This is a genomic window from Pseudomonas fluorescens, assembly GCF_902497875.1.
Taxonomy (GTDB): Bacteria; Pseudomonadota; Gammaproteobacteria; order Pseudomonadales; family Pseudomonadaceae; genus Aquipseudomonas; species Aquipseudomonas fluorescens_BR.
Window position 1 is genome coordinate 12,479 of the sequence record NZ_CABVHY010000052.1, and the last position, 19,725, is coordinate 32,203.

Annotated in this window: 24 protein-coding genes; 17 read left to right on the forward strand and 7 right to left on the reverse strand. The window is 60.1% G+C overall.

Annotated features, from left to right (window positions below):
• Positions 1–20: 20 nt before the first annotated feature.
• The 3 genes from F8N85_RS31740 to F8N85_RS31750 form a co-directional block, all read right to left on the reverse strand.
• Complete coding sequence (locus tag F8N85_RS31740) at positions 21–488, reverse strand: RNA methyltransferase (RefSeq protein ID WP_150642116.1); 468 nt, start codon at positions 486–488, stop codon at positions 21–23.
• 168 nt (positions 489–656) lie between these two features.
• On the reverse strand, positions 657–1,031 hold the full coding sequence (locus tag F8N85_RS31745; RefSeq protein ID WP_150642117.1) for a YajD family HNH nuclease: 375 nt from the start codon (positions 1,029–1,031) through the stop codon (positions 657–659).
• Between the two features lie 48 nt (positions 1,032–1,079).
• Positions 1,080–1,766, reverse strand: coding sequence for a spermidine synthase (locus F8N85_RS31750; protein WP_150807381.1), 687 nt, complete (start codon positions 1,764–1,766; stop codon positions 1,080–1,082).
• A gap of 96 nt (positions 1,767–1,862) precedes the next feature.
• Here F8N85_RS31750 and F8N85_RS31755 point away from each other — a divergent pair, with 96 nt between their 5' ends.
• Positions 1,863–2,150, forward strand: a complete 288-nt coding sequence (locus tag F8N85_RS31755) for a hypothetical protein (RefSeq protein WP_150807382.1) — start codon at positions 1,863–1,865, stop codon at positions 2,148–2,150.
• Between the two features lie 62 nt (positions 2,151–2,212).
• Here F8N85_RS31755 and F8N85_RS31760 read toward each other — a convergent pair whose 3' ends face one another.
• Complete coding sequence (locus tag F8N85_RS31760) at positions 2,213–4,267, reverse strand: S9 family peptidase (protein WP_150807383.1); 2,055 nt, start codon at positions 4,265–4,267, stop codon at positions 2,213–2,215.
• Positions 4,268–4,367: 100 nt separating this feature from the next.
• On the opposite strand from F8N85_RS31760, the gene F8N85_RS31765 reads away from it, so the two are divergent.
• The 3 genes from F8N85_RS31765 to F8N85_RS31775 are packed head-to-tail and all read left to right on the forward strand — an operon-like array spanning position 4,368 to position 6,230.
• On the forward strand, positions 4,368–4,868 hold the full coding sequence (locus F8N85_RS31765; RefSeq protein WP_150807384.1) for an MFS transporter: 501 nt from the start codon (positions 4,368–4,370) through the stop codon (positions 4,866–4,868).
• A 31-nt stretch (positions 4,869–4,899) separates the two neighbouring features.
• The gene (locus F8N85_RS31770; protein ID WP_150807385.1) at positions 4,900–5,676 is read left to right on the forward strand and encodes a class II glutamine amidotransferase; all 777 of its coding nucleotides are present in this window, start codon (positions 4,900–4,902) and stop codon (positions 5,674–5,676) included.
• An 11-nt stretch (positions 5,677–5,687) separates the two neighbouring features.
• Positions 5,688–6,230 carry a DUF2937 family protein gene (locus F8N85_RS31775; RefSeq protein WP_150807386.1) on the forward strand — a complete coding sequence of 181 codons (543 nt, stop codon included), beginning with the start codon at positions 5,688–5,690 and terminating at the stop codon, positions 6,228–6,230.
• A 110-nt stretch (positions 6,231–6,340) separates the two neighbouring features.
• On the opposite strand, the gene F8N85_RS31780 is transcribed toward F8N85_RS31775, so the two are convergent.
• On the reverse strand, positions 6,341–7,267 hold the full coding sequence (locus F8N85_RS31780) for a LysR family transcriptional regulator (RefSeq protein ID WP_150807387.1): 927 nt from the start codon (positions 7,265–7,267) through the stop codon (positions 6,341–6,343).
• A gap of 142 nt (positions 7,268–7,409) precedes the next feature.
• Between F8N85_RS31780 and F8N85_RS31785 the strand changes: the two genes are divergently transcribed.
• The 4 genes from F8N85_RS31785 to F8N85_RS31800 all read left to right on the forward strand — a co-directional run bounded on the left by F8N85_RS31785 (position 7,410) and on the right by F8N85_RS31800 (position 11,134).
• Positions 7,410–8,696 carry an MFS transporter gene (locus F8N85_RS31785; protein WP_150807388.1) on the forward strand — a complete coding sequence of 429 codons (1,287 nt, stop codon included), beginning with the start codon at positions 7,410–7,412 and terminating at the stop codon, positions 8,694–8,696.
• 70 nt (positions 8,697–8,766) lie between these two features.
• On the forward strand, positions 8,767–9,519 hold the full coding sequence (locus tag F8N85_RS31790; protein WP_150807389.1) for a 5-oxoprolinase subunit PxpA: 753 nt from the start codon (positions 8,767–8,769) through the stop codon (positions 9,517–9,519).
• A complete protein-coding gene (locus F8N85_RS31795; RefSeq protein WP_150807390.1) occupies positions 9,516–10,220 on the forward strand; it encodes a 5-oxoprolinase subunit B family protein in 705 nt (234 codons plus the stop codon). The genes F8N85_RS31790 and F8N85_RS31795 overlap by 4 nt, the downstream gene beginning before the upstream one ends.
• Complete coding sequence (locus F8N85_RS31800; protein ID WP_150807391.1) at positions 10,217–11,134, forward strand: biotin-dependent carboxyltransferase family protein; 918 nt, start codon at positions 10,217–10,219, stop codon at positions 11,132–11,134. The genes F8N85_RS31795 and F8N85_RS31800 overlap by 4 nt, the downstream gene beginning before the upstream one ends.
• A gap of 64 nt (positions 11,135–11,198) precedes the next feature.
• Here F8N85_RS31800 and F8N85_RS31805 read toward each other — a convergent pair whose 3' ends face one another.
• Together F8N85_RS31805 and F8N85_RS31810 are read right to left on the reverse strand one after the other, a co-directional pair.
• The gene (locus F8N85_RS31805) at positions 11,199–12,377 is read right to left on the reverse strand and encodes a vWA domain-containing protein (RefSeq protein WP_150807392.1); all 1,179 of its coding nucleotides are present in this window, start codon (positions 12,375–12,377) and stop codon (positions 11,199–11,201) included.
• Positions 12,378–12,410: 33 nt separating this feature from the next.
• On the reverse strand, positions 12,411–13,256 hold the full coding sequence (locus tag F8N85_RS31810; RefSeq protein ID WP_150807393.1) for an AAA family ATPase: 846 nt from the start codon (positions 13,254–13,256) through the stop codon (positions 12,411–12,413).
• Positions 13,257–13,532: 276 nt separating this feature from the next.
• Here F8N85_RS31810 and F8N85_RS31815 point away from each other — a divergent pair, with 276 nt between their 5' ends.
• The 9 genes from F8N85_RS31815 to F8N85_RS35310 all read left to right on the forward strand — a co-directional run.
• Entirely contained in the window at positions 13,533–14,972 is a 1,440-nt protein-coding gene (locus F8N85_RS31815) for a DUF6538 domain-containing protein (protein WP_150807394.1), read from the forward strand.
• A gap of 238 nt (positions 14,973–15,210) precedes the next feature.
• The gene (locus F8N85_RS31820) at positions 15,211–16,005 is read left to right on the forward strand and encodes a helix-turn-helix domain-containing protein (protein ID WP_150807395.1); all 795 of its coding nucleotides are present in this window, start codon (positions 15,211–15,213) and stop codon (positions 16,003–16,005) included.
• Positions 16,006–16,107: 102 nt separating this feature from the next.
• A complete protein-coding gene (locus F8N85_RS31825; protein ID WP_150807396.1) occupies positions 16,108–16,347 on the forward strand; it encodes a hypothetical protein in 240 nt (79 codons plus the stop codon).
• A gap of 330 nt (positions 16,348–16,677) precedes the next feature.
• The gene (locus F8N85_RS31830; protein WP_150807397.1) at positions 16,678–17,112 is read left to right on the forward strand and encodes a hypothetical protein; all 435 of its coding nucleotides are present in this window, start codon (positions 16,678–16,680) and stop codon (positions 17,110–17,112) included.
• Between the two features lie 86 nt (positions 17,113–17,198).
• Positions 17,199–17,459, forward strand: a complete 261-nt coding sequence (locus F8N85_RS31835) for a hypothetical protein (protein WP_150807398.1) — start codon at positions 17,199–17,201, stop codon at positions 17,457–17,459.
• Between the two features lie 31 nt (positions 17,460–17,490).
• Positions 17,491–18,432, forward strand: a complete 942-nt coding sequence (locus F8N85_RS31840; protein ID WP_224795788.1) for a hypothetical protein — start codon at positions 17,491–17,493, stop codon at positions 18,430–18,432.
• Between the two features lie 254 nt (positions 18,433–18,686).
• Entirely contained in the window at positions 18,687–19,046 is a 360-nt protein-coding gene (locus tag F8N85_RS35305; RefSeq protein WP_224795776.1) for a hypothetical protein, read from the forward strand.
• Between the two features lie 41 nt (positions 19,047–19,087).
• Entirely contained in the window at positions 19,088–19,348 is a 261-nt protein-coding gene (locus F8N85_RS31850; protein ID WP_100783151.1) for a hypothetical protein, read from the forward strand.
• The coding region (locus tag F8N85_RS35310) for a hypothetical protein (RefSeq protein WP_224795789.1) at positions 19,345–19,725 on the forward strand (381 nt) is incomplete at its 3' end. The genes F8N85_RS31850 and F8N85_RS35310, both read left to right, overlap by 4 nt.

The following is a 19,725-nucleotide window of genomic DNA, read 5'->3' on the forward strand; positions in this document are numbered from 1 at the left end:
CGGTTTTCTATATTTACAAACTAGAACTTCGGCCCGGAGCGGGTGTTATTGCCCTTGGCCATGCGGTCATAAAGCACCACGTTGACAGTCGCGGCAAGGTTCATGCAACCGGTGGTCGGGATGTAGACCACGTCTTCGCACCAGTCGCGGATGTCTTTATCCAGCGAACCGTCTTCCGGTCCGAAGATATACAGCGCGCGATCCGGGTGGGTGTATTCCGGCAGCGAGCGAGCGCCTTCGACCAGTTCGACAGCGACCGGGATGCAGCCCAACGGCAGGATTTTCTTCAGGTCTTCGATGCCGATCAACGGAATGTCCTGGTGGACTTTCTTGGTGTCGGTGACGAAGTCGCGGGCGCGTTCATAACGCTTGCCAGTGTAGAACACCGACGCCACGCCGTAGCAGCCAGCGGCGCGCATCACCGAACCGACGTTCTCCGGTGATTTGGGGTTATACAAACCAATGCAGCTGTACCGTTTGTTGGCCACGAGCGGGGTGCCTTCGAGAAAAACCGTGATTATACGGGGATTGCTCGAGGGGCGGGGCATCAAGGGGGAGATAGCCGGTGAGGGCCGAAAAGATCGCAGCCTGCGGCAGCTCCTACAGGGAGTTCACATTAATCTGTAGGAGCTGCCGCAGGCTGCGATCTTTTGCTTTCAGTCTTCTTTCTTCATCAGCCCCGCCAGCGCGGCGAACGGATTGTGAGTGGCCTTGGCGATTTTCGGCGAGCTGGTGGAGCTTTCGCTGAAGTACTGCTGGTCGGTGTAGCGCGAGTGTTCGTTATCGTGGCAGTACAGGCACAGCAGCTCCCAGTTGGAGCCATCCTGCGGGTTGTTGTCGTGGTTGTGATCGCGGTGGTGCACGGTCAGCTCGCTCAGGCGCTTGCCGGAAAACTCACGGGCGCAACGACCGCAGACGTGCGGGTACATCTTCAGGGCCTTGTCGCGGTAACCCATCTCGCGGTCGCGCTGGGCGTCGGCGAGGATGCGGTCCAATTTGGCAGTGTTGGACGGAGGCGTTGACGAACTCATGGGTTCACCTTTGTAAAAGACTAATGACGGTTATGCAGCAAGTTTAGCTCAGGCCTTGAGCTTCTCGGCAATCCAGATGGTGTGCCGTGTGCCTTTGTTGCCGTGGGCGAAGACTTGCACTTCCTCGGCCTTGAAGCCAGCCTTGCGCAGCTTGTCGGAAAACTGCCGGTCGGCACTGGCCGACCATACGGCGAGCACGCCTTTGGGGCGCAGGGCCTTGGCGCAGGCACTCAGGCCGCCCGGGGAGTAAAGCCAGCTATTGGCCTTCTGGGTCAGGCCTTCGGGGCCGTTGTCGACGTCGAGCATGATTGCGTCGAACCCCTGTGGCTCGGCTTGCAGCACCTTGGCCACGTCTTCCATGCGGATCACGGTGCGCGGGTCGAGTAGCGGCCGCCCGGATTTTTCCCCCAGCGGCCCGCGATTCCACTCCACGACACCCGGCACCAGTTCCGCGACCACCACCTCGGCGGTCTTGCCCAGATGCTTGAGGGCCGCGGCCAGGGTGAAGCCCATGCCCAGGCCCCCGATCAACACCCGCGAGCCGGGACGACCGGCGACCTTGCGGCAGGGAATCTCGGCCAATGCGTCTTCGGAGCCGTGCATGCGGGTGTTCATCAGTTGCCCGCCGTCACCGCCCTGGATCTTGATGACGAAATCCTCGCCGTATTCGAACAGGCACAGGGCACCGCCGTTTTCGGGGATCGGAGTGGTGTCGAGCAGAACGAAACGTTTCATGGAACTCTCATTAGGGAGGGGAAACTGGCATTGAGAAAGGCAAACTTGCGTCGTTGGGAGTAGCCTGAATAGACGACAAGGGCAACGGAGCCATTGATGAAGCGCACCATTCTAACGGTCATTGTGTTGGCCGCGCTCTCGATAAGTTCAGCGCGGGCCCAAGAGTTGCAACCTGTGCCGATTGCGCCAGCGCCGATGCCGGGTTCGCCGGGCACCGCGACCCCCACGCCGTATCCGCAGATCACTCCTCCGAGTATTCCCAAGGCCGGTGGCGGCGACGGTTCACCGTTGCTGCCGCCGATGCCGATGCCCAGGCCGCCCAAGGACCAAACGTTGCCCGGTTTGGAGCCCGACCCGCCGAAAGCCAAGACGCCTGGCGGTTAGACCAGTTGCGAGAGCAATTGCCCGGCACCCGGTATCAGGGCCGGGACGCCGTGCCGAGTGTCTCAGGCGATACCCAGCACCTTGAACACAAAGGCGTACTCGAGCGCTACATCACGCAATCCCTGATAACGACCGCTCATTCCCCCGTGGCCCGCACCGAGCTCGGTCTTGAGCAGCAGCAGATGGTCGTCGGTCTTGGTCGCTCGCAGCTTCGCCACCCATTTGGCGGCTTCCCAATACTGCACCCGGCTGTCGTTGTAGCCGGCGATCACCAGAGTCGCCGGGTAGGCCTGGGCCCGGACGTTTTCGTAGGGCGCGTAAGCCTTGATCCGCGCATGGACTTCAGGTTCTTCAGGGTTACCCCATTCGTCGTATTCGGTGACGGTCAGCGGCAAATCCGGGTCGAGCATGGTGTTCAGTACGTCGACAAAGGGCACTTCGGCGATCGCTGCCCGGAATAGCTCCGGACGCTGGTTGAGCACTGCGCCGATCAGCAGGCCGCCGGCGCTGCCGCCACTGATCGCCAGTTGCGATGAAGTGGTGAAGCCATTGGCGATCAGGTGTTCGGCGCAGGCGATGAAGTCGCTGAAGGTGTTCTGTTTGTGTTCCTGCTTGCCGGCGCGATACCAGGCTTCGCCCAGTTCACCGCCGCCGCGCACATGGGCGATGGCAAAGGTGACTCCGCGATCGAGCAGGCTCAGGCGCGCATGGGAAAACCAGGGGTCGAGACTTTCGCCGTAGGCGCCGTAACCGTAAAGGTAGAGCGGTGTCGGTTTGCCGAGAGATTCGCGTTTGACCACCAGGCTGATCGGCACCTGGGTGCCGTCGGCGGCGGTTGCCCAGAGGCGCTGGCTGACATAAGCCTCGGGATCGAACGGGCCAAGCACCGGAGTTTCCTTGAGGACTTTCTGCTCGCCAGTCGCCAGATCAAGCTGGCGGATTTGCGCGGGGCGATTCAGCGCTTCGTAGCGCAGACGGATCTTCTCGCTGACAAACTCCAGGCTGTTCTGCACATGCAGGCTGTAGGCCGCGTCGGGCAGTTGCACGCGGTAGGCGGGCAGGCCCTCGGGGCGGACCTCAATGATCGGCAAGCCACCTTCGCGCAGGCTCAAGGTCAGCGCCGAAGCGTTCAGGCTCATGCCGTCGAGCATCACGCTGTCGCTGTGCGGGACCAGGTTCTGCCAGTCGGCCTCGGACGGTACGATGCCGTTGTCGGCGGCCTGGTACAGGGCGAAGTTGATGCCGTCGCGGTTGCTGCGAAACAACCAGGTCCATTGGCCATCGAGCTTGCCGTGGTCGGCGTCATACTCATGCGCTTCGACCCGTGGCGCCAGGCAAACAAAGGGCTGCTGCGGCTGCGCGGCGTCGAGGACCCAGACTTCGCTGGTGGTCTTGCTGCCCAGAGACAGTATCAGCTGGCGTTCGGAGCTTGAGCGGTAACAGTGCAGGAAGAAACGTCCGTCCGTCTCATGGAACACTTCTTCGGCTGCGGTGCCGTCCAGGCGATAGCGGAACAGTTTGTGCGGGCGATGGGTGTCATCCAGCTCGCCGAAGAACAGCGTCAGGCTGTCATTGGCCCAGGTCATGCTGCCGTCGCAGTTTTCGAACGACAGCTCGCTGACCCGGCCGTCGGACAGTTCCTTGACGAACAGGGTGTAGGTTTCTTCGCCGTTGGTGTCCAGGCTGTAGGCCAGGCGTTGGTGGTCCGGGCTGATGCTGAACGCGCCAAGGGAGAAGTAGCCGCCGTTGGCCAGCTCGTTCGGGTCGAGCAATAGCTGTTCCTGGCTTTCATCGACCTGTTGGCTGTCATCGGCCGGACGCGGGCAGCGGTAATGCCGGGCGTATTCATCACCAGCCGTGGTGCGGGTGTAATACAGATACGGGCCCCAGGGCGAGGGCAGCGACAGGTCGGTTTCGCGAATCCGTCCCTTGATTTCTTCGAACAGGGTTTCGCGCAGCTCGGCCTGATCGGCCAGTTGCGCCTCCTGATAGCGGTTTTCCGCCTTGAGGTAGTCGAGCACAGGCCTGCTATCGCGCTCCTGCAGCCAGGCATAAGGGTCGGCACCGTCGGCCTTGTGGGCGATCGGGGCAGCGAGAACGTTGGCGGTTAGGGGCATGAATGGCTCTCTGCGTTGTGCAAAAGAAGGGTTCGCGGACGGCGGTGCAGCCTGACATGCGAAAAGCCGTTATCATAAGCGCCTCTTTGCCTGCCTTGCCATGGACACCATGACCGAGAACGACTATCTGATCGCTTGGGGCCTGTACGCCTTTGCCGCTTTAGGCTGCCTGTTGGTGTGGATGCGCATGACCCGCTGGATGTGGCGCTGGTTGCGTGAGCCATTGCGCTTGCTGATGGCCGTGCTGCTGTTCACCCCGACCATTATCGACCCGGTGAAGGAAAAGTTCGCCCCGGCCCTGGCCATTACTGCGCTGGACCTGCTGTTCAAGGTCGGCAATAACGCCTGGCGCGCGGTCTCTGACCTGTTCATGTACGGCATCATCGCCTTTGGTATCTACCTCATATTTGCCCTGATTCGCTGGCAAATCGAGCGTGCCTCCAACGCCCGCAAGGAACAGGCCGCTGCGGCGAAAGCGGTGGCGTCGGCGCAGGAGCCCGAGGATGACCAACCTTTCGGTGGTGCCGCCGGTGATGACCGCTATGGTCGTCCACCCGTTCCGGGCAACCCCCAGCGCTTGCGGGTCGAACCGCGTTTGTAACTCCGTCCTGCATTGAAGCGAGAGTCCGAGCATGTGTGAGTTATTGGGCATGAGCGCCAATGTACCGACTGATATCGTGTTCAGCTTTACCGGGCTGATGCAGCGCGGTGGCCGCACCGGTCCGCACCGTGACGGTTGGGGTATCGCGTTCTACGAAGGCCGCGGCTTGCGTCTGTTCCAGGACCCGGCGGCCAGTTGCGACTCCGAAGTGGCGCAACTGGTGCAGCGTTATCCGATTAAAAGCGAAGTGGTGATTGGCCATATCCGTCAGGCCAATGTTGGCAAAGTCTGCCTGTCCAATACCCATCCGTTCGTGCGTGAGTTGTGGGGGCGTAACTGGTGTTTCGCGCATAACGGCCAGTTGGCTGATTTTCAGCCGGTCGCCAGTTTCTATCGGCCGATCGGCGATACCGACAGCGAAGCGGCATTCTGTGATTTGCTCAATCGGGTGCGCCAGGCCTTTCCCGAACCGGTGGACGTCGAGCAATTGCTCCCGGATCTGGTGGCAGCCTGCGCCGAATACCGCAGCAAAGGCGTGTTCAACTGCCTGCTCAGCGATGGCGACTGGTTGTTTTGCTATTGCTCGACCAAGCTTGCCCAGATTACCCGCCGCGCACCTTTTGGCCCGGCGCGCTTGAAGGATGTCGATGTGATCGTCGACTTCCAGGCAGAAACCACGCCCAATGACGTGGTGACGGTGATTGCCACCGAACCCTTGACTGAAAACGAGACCTGGACCCGCTACGAACCGGGCCAATGGAGCTTGTGGCGGCGCGGCGAATGCGTCAGTCAGGGCCAGACCGAATAAGGACGTCCCGTATGTTGCTCAGTTATCTGCGACTGGTGTTGTTTGCCATCGGCCTGCTGGTCGGTGTGCAAGTGCCGGGTTTCATCAGCGACTACGCCAAGCGCGTCGAAGCACACTTGATCGAAGCGCAGACCGGTTTGCGCGGCTTTCAGGGCACTGCCCAGCAGTTCTTCAAGGGTGATTTGCAGGCGTTGGTAGACCATTATCGCGCCAGCGAGGACCCGGTGTTTCGCAGCGATGCCGACAGCCTGAGCACCTTGCTCGGCCGCCAGCTGGCACTCGACAAGCAATTCCAGGCCATGCAAGGCCCATGGTACATCCGCGTACTGCAGGTGGCTCTGGCCGCCGATCCGGAGATTCGCAAGGAAACCTGGAACGGCTACAGCTATCAGATCCTGCTGACCCCTGAAGCAATGGGCTGGGGCCTGGGCGGTGCGATGCTGCTGTCGTTCGGTCTGGAGTGCCTGTTTCGCTTGATCGACTGGGTAGTGCTCGGCGGCAAACGCCTGCGCCAGAGCCGGCCGATTGAAGAGCGGGATTTGAAGGGGTTGTAGTGTGGTGTGATGCCCGAAAAGATCGCAGCCTGCGGCAGCTCCTACGGGATTTGCGTCGGGCGCGGCCTGTGTAGGAGCTGGCGTAGCCTGCGATCTTTTGATCTACCGCTTTAGCTGCTGGAAGGCTTGCTCAACACGATATACCCCTCACCCACCTTCTGTGCATAACTGCGCACGACTTCCTGACACAACACCACTATCTCCTCGACCAACTCCACCCCGACCCGCCATGACACCACGACCTGCAGATTCGGCGGGCGTTGTTCGATCGCCAACAAGGTCAACTCGCCCCGCGCCAGCTCTTCGCTGACCAGCACCGGCGGCAGCGCGGCAATGCCGAAACCGTCGCGCAGCAAACGAGTGATCGCCGACACCGAGTTCACGCAGTTGAGCCGCGGGGCGGTCACGCCGTTGGCCTGCATCAGGCTGACCACCTCCTGATGCGGGTGGGAGTTTTTCGAGTAGGTGATGATCCGCTCGCGGCCAAGGTCGGCGACACTCGAGTACTCGCGGTTGTAGATCGAATTGGTGGCGGCGATCCAGCCCATGGGATGACTCGCCAGCTCCAGGCTGCGGATGGTTTCCTGACGCAGCAGATCAGTTTGCAGCGCGATGTCGAGAAAGCCTTTTTGCAGCTGATCGCAGAGGTTGAGTGAGGTATCGGCGACTAACTCGATTTCCACCAGGGGATAGGTGTCCATCATTTCCGCCACCAACGGGCTGAGCCAGGTATGGATCACCGTGTCCATCACGCCGATGCGAATTCGCCCGACCTTGCTCGAACTCGTCTCGATCGACTGCTTGAGCGCCTGCATGGTGTCCATCATCTGTTCGGCGTAGTCGAGCACCTTCAAGCCTTCCGGAGTCAGCCGCACTCCGCGCGAATCACGCAGGAACAGCTTCACCCCCAGTTCGCCTTCGAGCACGGCGATGCGGCTGGATATCGAGGCCTGGGTGGTGAAGAGTTTCTCCGCGGTCAGGCGAAAACTCTTGAGCCGGGCTACCCAGACGAAGGTTTCGAGAAACTTGAGATTCATGGGATCAACTTTTTCTTATGTCTTGGGGCGGTTTTTATTAGTTGGACGCAGGAGGGCATGGGTGCCAAAAATCAGTCCTCCTCACGATATGCGTCGTCGGGGCTCAGAACAATACCAATAAAATTAACGTGGAGATTTTGCCATGAGTGCGCCCGACACCCTCGACGTCGCCAAGCCCGCATCCCGCCCCGGTCCCTTCGACTGGTATCGCAACATCAATCAGCAGGAACGCCGGACATTCTGGAGCTGCAAGATCGGCTATGGCCTGGACGGCATGGACACGCAGATGCTCAGCTTTGTCGTGCCGACCCTGATTGCCATGTGGGGCATCACCACCGGTGAGGCCGGGCTGATTCACACCAGCACCTTGATCGCTTCGGCCATCGGCGGCTGGGTCGCCGGGATTCTCTCCGATCGAATCGGTCGCGTGCGCACGCTGCAACTGACCGTTTTGTGGTTCGCCTTCTTCACCTTCCTCTGCGGTTTTGCCCAGAACTACGAGCAATTGCTGATCTCCCGCACCTTGATGGGCTTCGGCTTTGGCGGTGAATGGACTGCCGGCGCGGTGCTGATGGGCGAGGTGATCCGCGCCAAGGATCGCGGCAAGGCGGTGGGCATGGTGCAAGCGGGCTGGGCGCTGGGTTGGGGTCTGACGGCGATTCTCTACGCGATACTGTTCTCACTGCTGCCGCCAGAAGATGCCTGGCGTGCGCTGTTCCTGTTGGGTATCGTGCCGGCGATCTTCGTGATTTTCGTCCGTCGCCTGGTCAAGGATCCGGAAATCTATCGTGAAGCCAAGGCCCTGCAGGAACCGAGCAACCCGGCGAAGTTCTACGAGATCTTTGCTCCAGGCATGCTCAGCACCACCATTCGTGCCTCGTTGCTGACCACCGGCGCCTTGGGCGGTTACTACGCAATCACCTCTTGGCTGCCGACCTTCCTCAAGAACGAGCGGGGTTTGAGCGTGCTGGGTACTGGCGGTTATCTGGCCATGGTGATTGTCGGCTCCTACATCGGTTACGTGATCAGCGCCTACCTGACCGATATTCTGGGTCGCAAAAAGAACTTCATCCTGTTCGCGGTCGGCTCCTTCATCATCGTCGTGCTCTATACCCAGCTGCAGGTCAGCAACGACGTGATGCTCTGGCTGGGCTTTCCACTGGGGTTCTTCGCCTCGGGGATTTTCAGCGGCATGGGCGCCTTCCTGACTGAGCTGTTTCCAACCCGGATTCGGGGTTCAGGCCAAGGCTTCTGCTACAACATCGGCCGGGCACTGGCGGCGTTCTTCCCGCTGCTGATCGGCCTGCTCAGCCAGAAAATCTCCCTGGGTATGGGGATCGGGGTGTTCGCGGCGGTCTCTTACGGCGTGGTGATTCTCGCGGCCTTGAGCCTGCCGGAAACCCAGGGCAAACAACTCGATGCGCAGTAGCTGGTAATCTGCGGGACGCTGACGAACGGTCCCGCACTAGAATATTCAAAGGCCTACAGGAGTGTTCACCGTGAACCGCCTGCTATTGAACTGCGACATCGGCGAAAGCTTTGGCAACTGGACCATGGGTCTGGACGCCGAAGTGATGCCATTCATTGATTGCGCCAACATCGCCTGTGGTTTCCATGCCGGCGACCCGAGCATCATGCGCAAAACGGTTGGCCTTGCATTGGCCAACGGCGTACAGATCGGTGCCCATCCAGCCTATCCGGACCTGGTGGGTTTCGGCCGCCGCTCCATGGCCTGCACCCCGCAGGAGATTCAAGACCTGTTGCACTATCAGATCGGCGCCCTGGATGGCATTTGCCGAGCCCAGGGCAGCCGCGTGAGTTACGTCAAACCCCACGGTGCGATGTACAACGACATGATGGCCAACCCTGAGCAGTTGCGTGCGGTGATCCAGGCCGTGGCCGCCTATGACCGGCAATTGCCATTGATGCTGATGGCGACCCGCGATAACAGCGCGGCTCAAGCCCTGGGCGATGAATACGGGGTGTCGCTGTGGTTCGAGGCGTTTGCCGATCGGGCCTACGACAGTGCCGGGCGCCTGGTGTCGCGGCAGCTACCGGGGGCGGTGCATCACGACCCTGAAAAGATCATTGAACAAGCACTGATCATTGCCCGTGGTGACAATCTGGTCGCCAGTGACGGCAGCGCCTTACACCTGCAGGCCAACACATTGTGCGTACATGGCGACAACGCCAGTTCGGTGGCTGCCGTGCGGCGTATCCGCGAGGCCTTGAACCAGCAGACTCAACCATGAAGCCACAGATTGAAGTGGTGGCGATCGATTGCCTGATGGTGCGTCTGTTTGAGGTCATTGCTGAAGACAATATGCCATGGATGCTCGCCGCCACCGAGCGGTTGCGCGCCGGTTTCGGCGAGTATCTGATCGATCTGGTGCCGTCTTACACGACCTTGATGGTGCATTACGACCTGATCGCACTGATGCCATCACAGGCCCGAGAACTGATAGCCGAAGCCTTGACCGACCTGGCGCCGAACCCGCAGACCCGCGGCCAGTGCCACGTGTTGCCGGTTTGGTATGACCTGAGCGTCGGGCCTGAACTGAACCTGCTGTCCCTGCGTAGCGGCCTGGCGGTCGACGAAGTGATTCGCCGCCACAGCGAGCGCGAGTATCAGGTTTTCGCCTTGGGCTTTGCGCCGGGTTTTGCCTTTATGGGCCTGGTGGAAGAAGCGTTGGCCGCACCGCGCTTGAGTACACCGCGCAAGCGCGTAGCGGCTGGCAGTGTCGGCATTGCAGAGCGCCAGACCGCTGCTTATCCGGTGGTGTCTCCGGGTGGCTGGAACCTGATCGGGCGCACTCCGAGCAAACTGTTCGACCGCGAACGTGACGGCTATAGCCTGATGCAACCGGGCGACACCGTGCGTTTCGAGGCCATCAACCATGCAGAATTCATCCGCCTGGGCGGTGATGACACGCCGCTGGAGAACCTGGCATGAGCCGACTATTGATCGAAGCCAGCACACCGTTGTGTCTGCTGCAGGACGCCGGGCGTTTTGGTGTGCGGCATCTGGGAGTGACTCAGGGCGGGGCGCTGGATTGGGTGTCGATGTCCTGGGCCAATTGGCTGCTGGGCAACTCGCTGGACGCGGCAGTGGTCGAAATCACCCTCGGTGGTTTTACCCTGGTGGCGCAAGACGATTGCTGCCTGGCGTTGGCCGGGGCCGATCTTGGCGCGCAACTCGACGGCCAGCCTCTGGCACCGTGGCGCGCTTTCAGCCTGAAGCAGGGCCAGCGCCTGCAGTTCACCCAGCCGCAGCTCGGGGCACGAGCTTATCTCGCTGCGCCAGGGGGATTCGCCGCGACCAGCGTGTTGGGTAGTTGTGCCACGGTGGTGCGTGAAGAATTGGGGGGGCTTGATGGTTTTGGCCAGGCGTTGGCCAAAGGTGCCGAGCTGAGTTACTTGCGGCCGGCTATTAATGTGCGCGAACTGCCTCGTGAACAGATCCCGGATTTCAAACTGAATCTGCCAATGGAGGTGGTGCTGGGCGCGCAGATCGGCGAGTTCAGCGGGCAAAGCCTGTTCGATGCTTTCAACAGCAGTTGGACGGTCGACAGCCGCGCCGATCGCATGGGCATTCGTTTGCAGGGGCCGGAGTTGCAGTACCAGGGGCAGCCGATGATCTCCGAAGGCATCCCGCTGGGGGCGATTCAGGTGCCACCGGACGGGCAGCCGATCGTGCTGCTCAATGACCGGCAGACCATTGGTGGTTATCCGCGGTTGGGAGCGTTGACGCCATTGGCGCTGGCGCGGCTGGCGCAGTGTCTGCCGGGTATGCAAGTGCGGTTGACGCCGGTGGTGCAGGAGACGGCGCATCAGCAGCAGGTGAGTTATTTGCGTAGATTTGCGTGAGCCCGAAAAGATCGCAGCCTGTGTAGGAGCTGCCGCAGGCTGCGATCTTTTGGCCATCACCCCATCATTTCGACAAAAACCGCATCCCTTCTTCCAGCCCACGCAAGGTCAGCGGGAACATCTGATCTTCGACCAGCTCACGCACGATGTTGGTCGAGGCGGTGTAACCCCAGGTGTCTTTCGGGTACGGGTTGATCCAGATGAGCTTCTTGTATTTCTCCCTGAAACGTTGCATCCACACATAACCGGCTTCTTCGTTCCAGTGCTCGACGCTGCCGCCGGGCTGGGTGATTTCGTAGGGCGCCATGGCGGCGTCGCCGATGAAAATCACTTTGTAGTCGGCGCCGTATTTGTGCAGCAGGTCCTGGGTCGAGGTCCGCTCCGAGCTGCGGCGCATGTTGTTCTTCCACACGGATTCATAAATGAAGTTGTGGAAGTAGAAATACTCCAGATGCTTGAACTCGGTCTTGCAGGCCGAAAACAACTCTTCGCAGATCTTCACGTGGGCGTCCATCGAGCCGCCGATGTCGAACAGCAGCAACAGCTTGATGGTGTTGCGCCGCTCCGGGCGCATCTGAATATTCAGTAGCCCGGCGTCACGGGCGGTGTGGTCGATGGTGCCATCGATATCCAGCTCTTCCGCCGCGCCCTGGCGAGCGAATTTGCGCAGGCGACGCAGGGCGACCTTGATGTTGCGCGTGCCCAGCTCGACCGAATCATCGAGGTTCTTGTACTCGCGCTGATCCCAGACCTTGACCGCCTTGCCCTGACGTTTTCCGGCATCACCGACCCGAATGCCTTCCGGGTTGAAACCGCCGGAACCGAACGGGCTGGTGCCGCCGGTGCCGATCCATTTGTTGCCGCCGGCGTGTCGTTCCTTTTGTTCCTCGAGGCGTTTCTTGAACTCCTCGATCAACTTGTCCAGGCCGCCGAGGGACTGGATCTGTGCGCGTTCTTCATCGCTCAGGCTGCGCTCGAATTCCTTGCGCAGCCAGTCTTCGGGGATCAACGCCTGAAGGTGATCGTCGAGCTTTTCCAGGCCATTGAAATAGGCGCCGAACGCCCGGTCGAACTTGTCGAAATGCCGTTCGTCCTTCACCAGAATCGCCCGGGCGAGGTAATAGAACTCGTCCATGTCGGCGAAGATCACCCGCTGTTTCAGCGCGTTGATCAGATCGAGCAGCTCGCGTACCGAGACCGGGACCTTGGCTGCGCGCATTTCATTGAACAGGTTGAGCAGCATGGCTGTCGCCCTTGAGATCGTAAAAAAGGAGTGTCAGCGAGTGCCGCGACGGCTCATGAACGCCAGACGCTCAAGCAATTGCACGTCCTGCTCGTTCTTTACCAGCGCGCCGGCCAGGGGCGGGATGGCTTTGGTCGGATCGCGTTCGCGCAGCACGGCTTCGCCGATGTTGTCGGCCATCAGCAGTTTCAGCCAGTCCACCAGTTCGGAGGTCGAAGGTTTTTTCTTCAGGCCCGGCACCTTGCGCACATCGAAGAACACGTCCAGCGCTTCGCTGACCAGATCCTTCTTGATGTCCGGGTAGTGCACGTCGACGATTTTTTGCAGGGTGACGCGGTCGGGGAAGGCGATGTAGTGGAAGAAGCAGCGGCGCAGGAAGGCGTCCGGCAGTTCTTTCTCGTTGTTGGAGGTAATGATGATGATCGGGCGTTTCTTGGCCTTGATCGTCTCGTCGATCTCGTAAACGTAGAACTCCATCTTGTCGAGTTCTTGCAGCAGGTCGTTGGGGAACTCGATATCGGCCTTGTCGATTTCATCGATTAGCAGAATCACCCGCTCTTCGGATTCGAAGGCTTCCCAGAGCTTGCCCTTTTTCAGGTAGTTGCGAACGTCGTGGACTTTGTCCACACCTAGCTGCGAGTCGCGCAGACGGCTGACCGCGTCGTATTCATAGAGGCCCTGATGAGCCTTGGTGGTGGACTTGATGTGCCAGGTGATCAGCCGCGCGCCGAAGGACTCGGCCATCTGCTCGGCCAGCATGGTCTTGCCGGTACCCGGCTCGCCCTTGACCAGTAGTGGCCGCTCCAGCGTGATGGCGGCATTGACCGCAAGCTTGAGGTCATCGGTAGCGACGTATGCGCTGGTGCCTTCGAACTTCATCTGCAATTCCTCGAACGGTAACGCCGACCTGAGCAAAGCAGGGCGGGCGAATTAAATCTCATCGCTGACTATAACGCGGCGCCCGGTCGACTGTGAACGCAGACGGCCTATTCAGTCTCTGACTGCCCGGTACACTCCGGAACTGTCGGGTCGGCTGAGAGCCTTGTACTATACAGCCTCCAGCGATTCGGCACTGTGCCACATACCCCAGTATTCAGCGCTTGGATGCGCCACACGTCACCGGCGCATGCCTGCGACACGTGCCACGGAGAAACCATGTCCTATCTCACTCGCCGCGACGGACGTTACAGCTACCGCCGTCGATTCCCCGCAGAAGTAGCCGCCCTGATTGGCCGGAACGAGTACCGCAAAGCCTTGGGGACTGCCGATCGGGCGGAGGCGCTGCGGCTATCACATGCCGTGTCTGTAGAGTTTGACCGTATCTGTGGTGAGGCGCTGGCCGTACCGGCTGATCCAGCACAGCCGGGCACAGAAGCTGCTCCGGTCAAAACGCAAGCCCAGACCGCCGCCGAGGTGCTGAACAATCTTGACGCCGTAGTTCGGGGCTTCACGTTGAATATCACGGAGCGGATGCAGTCGTCCGGGTGGCAAGCGGAGCTTGGATGGCGTAGAGCGTCCCTTGAGGCGCATGCCCGAGGGACTCTGGTGTTGCCGGGTCTGGACATACACCCTGTACAAGCTCGGGCTATGTTGCGGGCACTGGACGACACTCTGGCTGGGAATCCCCCACGGTTCGACTCACCTGCACCGGGCGGGGCTGCTGCTCCTGCTACCGCTGCCGTGCCAATGCCCGATACCGTCACCGAGGCGGTGTTCCAGTCGGTGCTTGAGGATTACTACGAAGGCGTAGGGCCTAGCCGGGTGAGCAAGATAAAAAGCCTCACGCGCCGTGTACTTGCATGGCCTAGCACTCAAGCGGAGCAGCTTGAGCGGGTGATGCAGTACTGTGCTGAGCGGTTAGAGGCGGGCGGTAAGGCCACGTCTGTGCACGGTGACGCTGCGGGATTAATCACTGTGCTGCGCAGGGTTCCCGGCTGGCAGGGTATCGCCTTGCCGAGGACTGGCGCAGTCGCTAGAGCCGTCCGATCCGGTGGCGGGATGAACGTGAACCAGCGCTCAAGTATTCCCTTGGAGCGGATGCTGAACCTACACGCTGAGATGCAGCGGCAGGTTCCTGTGCATTACTCAACGGTAGTCCTGTTGGCTCGGTACGGGTTACGGCCCGGTGAGCTGCTGCAAGAGGGGCCGGATGCGTTGGGGTATCGCGTGGATATTCTCGGCAACCGCGAGCTGGTGTTTATGGCCGCCCTGACTGGTGGTAAGAACGCCGCTGCCCGCCGGGATATACCTGTGCACGCTGATGATGCTGGGATGTTCCGAGAGGTGCTTGCAGGCCTTGGAATCGCTGCTGATGCTACCCCTGTCCAGCGTGACAGACGGATTCGCCAGCGTGTGCGGAACGTGTCGCGGGTGTTCAACCGTCTGCTTGGCGAGGGGGATGGGCTGTCGCTGTACAGCCAGCGTCACACCTGCGCGGACCTTCTGCGGGCTGTGGGTGCTACGGCGGAGGAAGTCGGTGGTGTACTCGGCCATACCGCTGCTGGATCGAAAGCCACCAGCATTTACGGCGGGAGCCAGCCTTTGGACCGACCGCGTGAGCTGTTGGAGAAAGTGCGGGAACTGATTCCAAGCTGAGAACCCCAGCAACGCACTTGGGACAGCTGGAACCGCGCCCCGAACAGCACCGCTAGAACCATTGATCTAGAGGCTTCGCAATAGCAGGACGCTACTAGTACAAGTGAAGGCTAGCAACACCACTGAGCAATGCTTTCGCACTTAATGGACAGGGGAAGGATGTCTGCACTAGCTGCGGTCCTCCCTTCTCAAGTACCAGAGCCTACGAGAGGAAGACCAACACAAGGAGACTGACGAATTGACCGATTTAGATACGAACGACCTGGAGCCGATGTTCCAAGACCCGACCGTAGGAATGAGCGCTCAGCAGCGCGTGTGGTGGGACGCTTTGAACGCTGGCTCCGAAGTGAACAAAGCTTACGAACAAGTACCGGCGTACAAAGCAGTAGCGGACCTGTTCGCTGAACACACCGGCAAGACCCGCGTCAGTAAATCCCGCGAGGCGTATCTAGCGAAGCTCCGAGCCGATCAGGCTTTCTACAAGGCTTGTGCCGCTGAGCATGTTGGTCGGTACAGAGCAAGCCAACAAACCGTTGATGCTGCTGTGCTGCTGGTGATTGATGCAGAGGGCAACACCCAACCCCGTATAGCACTGCTGGATGCCGGTGTCCCTGCTGAGGAAACCGCACGGATTGCCAGCAAGACCGGCGCACGTCGCAAGGTCAAGAAAGCATTGCAGAAGCACGCGCATCACCAGAACGCCCAACGGATGATCCAGAGCGAAGGCAAACGGGAGTACATGCGAATGGCCGCAGACACTCTATCGGGAAGCCTTGAAGGAATCGCTGTGAACATGAAGACACAAGCCCGACTGGCTCGACTTGAGCAAAGCGAGGCCGACCACGCCCGCCGTATTGCAGAACTGGAAGCACGTCTAGCGGCAATGGATGCGCGACACGCTGTAGATGATGCCGGAGTCGATCCAAGGGCTGAGGCACTACGCCTGCACACGGAAGGGCTAGGCTACAAGGCAATTGCTGGCCGCATTGGCCGTAGTCAATCTACCGTACGGAACTGGGTCAAAGCAGCTTGAGTGAACTGGGTGTCAGGTTTGGCACCCTTTGGCACCCCTGAAATAGACTCAAACTCTAAAGGTACTACGTACCTATTTCTCTTAACTTTGGATGGAGCCAACATGACCCATATCTACCTCCCCGACGGCAGTTTGATAATTGATGATTCCGAACTAATGCCCCAGCACCAAGCTCGCCGCATGGCACACGAAGGTATGCCGCCTGCTGGTATCGCCTCCGAGCTGGGCGAGCCCCTTGCCGATGTACAGCAGTGGATTCAAGAGGCGCCGTATGAGACGCCTGAGGCGTACTGGCTGCGACGGTACAACGAAGGCACTATCGATGATGATGAAGACGAGTAATCCCGCCGTTTAATCGGCACCCTTTCCCCGCTGTTCTGATTGGTCGTCAGAACAGTAGCCAGCGCTGTGTACTCCTTCGCAGACGCTGGCACCCTATTCGAATGGAAGCCCTCGGCTTCCTGTTCGCCCTGACCACCCGCTGTAATCCGCAACGCCGCCTGACGCTTTACGCGACCGGGCCTTCCTGTAAACCCCCGTAAACACTACCCAGAACCAGCGTCTCGCTGCACAAGAATCGATGATCGTCCTGAATATGCATAACAGCGTGTTCGGAGGGAGATCGTGTGTTCTTGCGCAGCGCTGTGCCTGTTTCGACCAATGGAGGCACTAATGAACACCTTGATTAAATGCACCAAACCACGCCCAAGCACCCGCCGCGCTGCTGAGGTGTACGCAGACCGGGAAGCCGCTCAAGAGTTTGCCCGCGAGAACCTAAAGCTGGACTTCCACAAGGACGACACCACGTACTGGACTGAGCAAGCCAGTAAACGCGGGATGCTCCTGCCCGACTGGTGGATTCCAGCCACTGGCACTCGCCTTGCTCGGTACGCTGAACAGATGGGTTTGAACATCCAGCACGTTATCGCTGCCACCGGCTGCCGGTCGTTCAAGGTCTTTGCTGAGCAGAACCCCACGTGGCCCCTGTTCGCGCAAGTGGGTTTGCTGCTGGAGCTGGCAGACGCTGAGGGTGTGCTGCATAACCTTGCCCCGGCTGGCTGGACTCCCGGCCCCGGCGTGCAGAATCTCGCCCAGCACGGTTACTGATCCGTCACAGAGTCACCCTGGCCCCGGCCAATTCCCGCTGTACCAATCCCGACCCCCCCCCAATCACCTGATAAGGAGACACACCCGTGGCTACTAAAAAATCCAGCCTGAGCTACACGGAACGCACTCGCATTGAGTTTCTCACCAGTCACCTGCGTAGCTCGTCCCGACCATCGGTGAAGGCTAAGTATGTAGATGAGCTTGCTCAGATTCTCGATGGCAAGGAGCTAACTCGCGGTGACATGGCGTTGGCCTCGTACTACCTCGGCAACTCCGGCACCGATGCCGAATCCGTCGAGTTGTCTCAATCGTTCGCTCAGGCGTACCGCGAAACCCCTGCTCAGTAAGCAGCGGCACCACCACATAAGGAGATTCACTTTGACCACATTTAATCCAACTGCTGCACAACTTACCGCACTGGCGAGCCTGTCCGATGCCGATCTAATGGCCCCGCTGACTTTCGACGGTACATCCCCGGCCTCTGCACCAATTGCTGCCGAGCGCTTCGGCGGTTTCCCTGACGTTCCGGCGTTGGACTCGCTGCTGGCGCAAGCCGATGCAATCGCGCTGGCCGGTGCTCTCACCGATCTGCCGCCGCGCTCTCTGCGTGTTACCGGTGTTCCGGCTGGAGAGTCCGTATCCAGTCACCTGCGCAGCAATGGCGGAAAGCTCAGCGCAGCCCTGCGCCAAGTAGTGGGCGACCACATTAAGACTGCGGATGACCTACGTTACGCCTTGCGGGTGTTAGCTTCCCACGGTGTGAATAGCCTGATCGGGAACCGCTACCGGGATCTTCTGGGGCGTGAGCGCACTGCGGCGGAAACGATCCATACCGACTGGCAAGACCGTTTACGGGTGGCTGCTGTCGGTGAGCTGGCTGCCATCGACGCGGCTGAGCATTTGAGTACAGAGGAATTCCAGTTTCTGCTGGAACTTGTGGATACCAACCGTGCCGGTATGGCTCAGAACCTTGCTGGCCCTGCCGTGAATGTTGCTGCGCTGGTTCAAGGCAGAACCCAAGACTGGCGTGTCATCGCAGATGAGTGGGCTGGCGTCTGCCAGTCTCGGGGAACCGTCACGTTTGAAGGCACGGGCACCGCAACTGCGGGTTGCTCTTACAGCGTTGAAGTCAAACCCGGTCAAGGTTGGGTACTCAGCAAATACGTCGGTCAGACTTGGATGCCGGTTGAAGCCTGCGCCATTGGTCAAGACCGTGCGGTTGAGGATCGCCGCCGTATAGCTCGCGATTGTGCGCACGCGGCACGTCCCACTCCGGTCATTGCCGGTGGCTTCGCTGACAAACTCCGGGCGCTGGTGTGAGTACTGAGCGGCCTGCGCTTCGGCGCGGGCAGCACCCATCCGCTGACGACCTAGTAAAGATGAGGCTCGGATACCCCGGCTATGAGGCTCGATTGCAGAGCATGCGGGCAATGAAGCCCGCCCGGTACGCTGCTGTTATGTCCGGTGCTAGGACGTTCGATGATCCGGACTGGTGTTGCACTGAGTGCAGCGGGAACGAGCGGCACACTCGGAACCTTACGTGTCGGGCCTGCAATGGTGCCCGCGTAGCGAGCGTGTTCAAGACACTGCCCGATGGTCAGACCGTGTACGTGTCAAAAGATGATTCAGCCTCTGATAACTGGCAGCAGCGACACCTGCGAACACAGCGCCTGCTAGATCAGAAAGCCATCTTGAACCGCTTGGGGCCAGTGGTCGTCGGTCGGTACTGCCTTGAGGGTGGCTGCGTGCTGCGTGCCGGGTCCGTGGCGCTCGACACTGAGTCGCTGATGCTTGCCGTCGATGCCCTGCTGTCTGGTGATCCTGAACAGTCCCGCATTGCGATTGAACCGCTTATCCAGCAACACCGTGAACTGGCGTTGTGCGTCCGCACGATCGCCCAAGCCCTTGCGGCACCTAAACCAAATCGAACTTGATGCCTGCCCAATGGGTGGGCTGCACCTATTGGAGACATTAAATGAAAGCACGAATTACAAAGTCCGTCCTGTCCGGCATGTGCGCCGCTTTTACCCCCGACTTAACCTCGCCGTCTGGTCTGCGCTGGAACCGCTGGAACGGCACCACAGGTACGCGCAGCCGTGAAGCTGGCGACGTGGCTGGTAGCTGCACAAACTCAGGCACTTACGTCGTTACTCTGGAAGGCAGCAAGTACCTGGCTGCGGATGTCCTGCTTGCTCTGCACCGCGCCCAGCATCGCACCGCTGTGGTGTCAGCATGAGCCGCGCCCGGACAAGGATCGAGGCACGGAACCAGCAGCCGGAGATCAAACCTTGGGATGAGGAGTTCATGCTATCGGACTCGTCACCAAGTGGCCTACGGCTTCTGGTGAACGGTAATCCCAGTGTGGTGGCTGGCTGTGCGATTGAGCTGACTTGGCCACATGATAAGAGCATGGCCGAGCATTGCATCTGGCCTCGGCATTACAGTACGTCGGTGATCGTCGGCTGGGAAGGTACGGACCTCGGCGGATTCACGAAGTGGGATATGCAGCTGGAAACTGTGTCCGCTTGGGTTGTCCGTGAAATCCTGCTGGAACACGCCGCGCGTGCTCAGCAGATTCAATTGCTGGAACAGCATCTGGAACAGCATCTGGAA